Origin of the sequence: Actinomadura darangshiensis, from assembly GCF_004349235.1 — a bacterium.
GTDB classification, from domain to species: Bacteria; Actinomycetota; Actinomycetes; order Streptosporangiales; family Streptosporangiaceae; genus Spirillospora; species Spirillospora darangshiensis.
This window is the reverse complement of sequence record NZ_SMKY01000566.1, coordinates 1-2,356: the sequence shown is the minus strand read 5'-3', so window position 1 is coordinate 2,356 and position 2,356 is coordinate 1. Positions and strand designations below refer to the sequence as shown.

The 2,356-nt window shown below is 69.0% G+C and carries 2 protein-coding genes; one reads left to right on the top strand and one right to left on the bottom strand.

The window, feature by feature from the left end:
• Nucleotides 1-355 precede the first annotated feature (355 nt).
• A complete protein-coding gene (locus E1293_RS46440) occupies nucleotides 356-730 on the bottom strand; it encodes a MarR family winged helix-turn-helix transcriptional regulator (protein ID WP_132206453.1) in 375 nt (124 codons plus the stop codon).
• Between the two features lie 75 nt (nucleotides 731-805).
• On the opposite strand from E1293_RS46440, the gene E1293_RS46435 reads away from it, so the two are divergent.
• Nucleotides 806-2,284 carry an MFS transporter gene (locus E1293_RS46435; protein ID WP_424923740.1) on the top strand — a complete coding sequence of 493 codons (1,479 nt, stop codon included), beginning with the start codon at nucleotides 806-808 and terminating at the stop codon, nucleotides 2,282-2,284.
• The last annotated feature ends 72 nt before the right edge of the window (nucleotides 2,285-2,356 follow it).

The window sequence follows — 2,356 nt, the reverse complement described above, 5'->3', positions numbered from 1 at the left end:
GTTCGCGTCCCGTCCGGGAGCCGATTGATGTCAGCAGGGAGTACGGGGCGCGTTTAACGCGCCGCGCGGCGAGCTCCCGGCGGATGTTCCAGGCAGCGGCCGAGTTGTGCGGTTGCCCTACCGGGGGTTCCAGATGGCGGCCGAGTTGTGCGGGTTGCCAGGACCGGGTGTTCCGGGTAGCGGCCAAGTTGTGCGGTTGCGGCGGGTCTTGTGGCGCAGGCATGACCACGGTCTTGGAGGGCCCGTGGGTGACTGCACGTCCGTGGTTGTGTTCGGTTTTGGTCGGCTGCTGCCCGGCCCCGAGGGAGGCGGGCCGTCGCCACCCGACCCGGACGTCCTGATGGCGCCTTGGTGGTCAGTCGGTCAGGTGTTCCGCGAGGATCTTCAGGTGGGTGTCGCGGGCCTCGCCGTGGCAGCGGCGTCCGGACTCGGTGATCTCGACAAAGACACCGCGGCGGTCGTCCTCGCAGAGCCCGCGCTGGACGTAGCCGTGCTTCTCCAGACGGGCGACCGTGCGGGAAAGTGCGCTCTGGCTGAGGTACATGGCCGCGGCGATCTCCTGCATGCGGCGCTTCTCACACCGCAGGTCGACGAGGCGGTCGAGCGTCTCGTACTCGCTCATGCTCAGGCCATGGGCGTCCTGCAGGGCGCGGTCCAGGGCGCACGCGACCGTGTTGTAGCAGGTCGCCAGCTTGCGCCAGCGGCCGACGAGAGCAGACTCCGCCTCCATGCCGCGCATCTTACCATGCACGCGCATCAGATGCCCCTGCATTGGATTCGTATGAATTTAGTGCGTGGACATTTGATGCACATGCATGTACTGTCCTCCGACGTGACTATCACCGACACCTCACCCGCCTCCACCGTCCGTGCGCCGGCCGCCGCGAGCGCGCCGGCCGAACAGACCTGGACTCCCCGGCTGTGGGGAGTCCTCGCGGTCCTGTGCGCCGTGCTGTTCCTTGACGGACTCGACGTCTCGATGGTGGGCGTCGCGCTCCCGTCCATCGGCGCCGAACTAGGCCTTTCCACCACGTCGCTGCAGTGGATCGTCAACGGATACGTCCTCGGCTACGGCGGACTGCTCCTGCTCGGCGGACGCACCGCCGACCTCCTCGGCCGCCGCCGGGTCTTCCTGACCGCCTTGGCCGTGTTCGCAGTCGCGTCCCTGGTCGGCGGCCTCGTCGATGACGGCACGCTGCTGATCGCCACCCGTTTCGTGAAGGGCCTGGCCGCCGCGTTCACCGCGCCGACCGCCCTTTCCATCCTGACCACCACCTTCCACGAGGGACCGGCGCGCAACCGGGCGCTGTCGGTGTTCTCCGTCTTCGGCGCGAGCGGATACTCGTCCGGACTGATCCTCGGCGGGCTGCTGACCAGCTTCGGATGGCGTTGGACGTTCCTGACGCCCGTGCCGCTCGCCGTCCTCGCCCTGGTCGCGGGCCTTGCGCTCATTCCTCGGGACCGTCCGGCAGTCGGCGGCGGCCACGACCTCCTCGGCGCGGTGACCCTCACCGGCGGCATGCTGCTCGCGGTCTACACGGTCGTCTCCGCGCCCGACCGCGGCTGGCTCGACCCGGTCACCCTGGGCTCCATCGTCCTCGCCGCGGCTCTGCTGATCGCCTTCTTCGTCACCGAGAAGAAGGTGCGGCATCCGCTGATCCGCCTCGGCATCCTGCGGATCGGCTCGATCGTCCGGGCCAACCTGAGCATCGTCGCCCTGTTCGGCTCCTACCTGAGCTTCCAGTTCATGATGACGCTCTACCTGCAGGACGTGCTGCGCTGGTCGCCGCTGAAGATGGCGATGGCGCTGCTGCCGGCCGGCCTTCTCGTGGCCTTCGGCTCCCCGTTCGTCGGCCGCCTGATCGACCGCTACGGGACGCCCCGGCTGATCATCAGCTCCATGACGTCGCTCAGCCTCGGCTACGCCTGGTTCCTCGGCACCGCCGGGAATACCCCGCACTACGCGTTCACGATCCTGCCCACGATGCTGCTGCTGGGCGGTGGCTTCGCCTTCGGCTTCAGCTCGATCATGGCGCAGGCCACCGACGGGATCGACGACTCCGAGCAGGGCCTGGCCTCCGGCCTCGTCCAGACTTCGGGCCAGGTGGGCGCCGCCCTCGTCCTCGCCCTCGTCACCGCCCTGGTCGCGGGCGGCACAGGCGCCGGCGGCAACGGCTTCGCCGAGTTCCACCCGGGCGTCAACCTGGTGACCGCCGTGGCTCTGGTCGGCCTGACCCTGAACCTGATCCCCCTCCTCCGCCGCTACAAGCCCAAGCACACCTGACCCGACAACCTGCCTAGGCCACGGCCCCGAGCCGTGGCCTAGGCAGGTTGTCGGGTCAGGTGTGCTTGGGCT